Consider the following 629-nt stretch of genomic DNA (forward strand, 5'->3'; position numbering starts at 1 on the left):
CATGCTGGCGCTGGCGCGACGGGTGCTTGACCAGAAGCAGCACCAGCGCGGCCCCAAGGTCTACTCGCTGCACGCGCCGGAGGTGGAGTGCATCGGCAAGGGCAAGGCCCACCGGCCCTACGAGTTCGGCGTCAAGGTCTCGGTGGCCACCAACCTCGCGCCCGCCAAGGGCGGTCAGTTCGTCACCCATGTGAAAGCGCTGACCGGCAACCCCTATGACGGCCATACGCTCAAGACCGTGATCCCAGGCATGGAGGCGCTCGTCGGCAACGTCATCGAGCGCATGTGTCTCGACAAAGGCTATCGCGGCCACAATGCGCCGCCCGATTACAAGTTCAGGGTGTTCATCTCAGGCCAGAAGCGGCGGGTGACGCCAAAGATCAAGCGCGAGCTGCGCCGGCGCTCCGCCGTGGAGCCGGTGATCGGCCACCTCAAATCCAGCACCGAATGGGCCGAAACTATCTCTGGCACCGCCAGGGCGACGCCACCAATGCCGTCCTCGCCGCCGCCGGCTACAACTTCCGTCGCCTCATCCGCTGGCTCGAGCTTTTGCTGCGCCAAATCCTCGTCCAGCTCATCCGCCGACTTCAGCTCCTCCCAAGCTGAAATCCGGGTTCTTCACGGTCGAC

At 64.9% G+C, this 629-nt stretch carries 1 pseudogene; it reads left to right on the forward strand.

The features are described 5' to 3' along the window. Window positions 1–606: pseudogene (locus AC5ZGW_RS46730) on the forward strand (transposase family protein); the annotation flags it as partial. Window positions 607–629: the final 23 nt, after the last annotated feature.

Source organism: Bradyrhizobium sp. Crot121 (assembly GCF_059512385.1).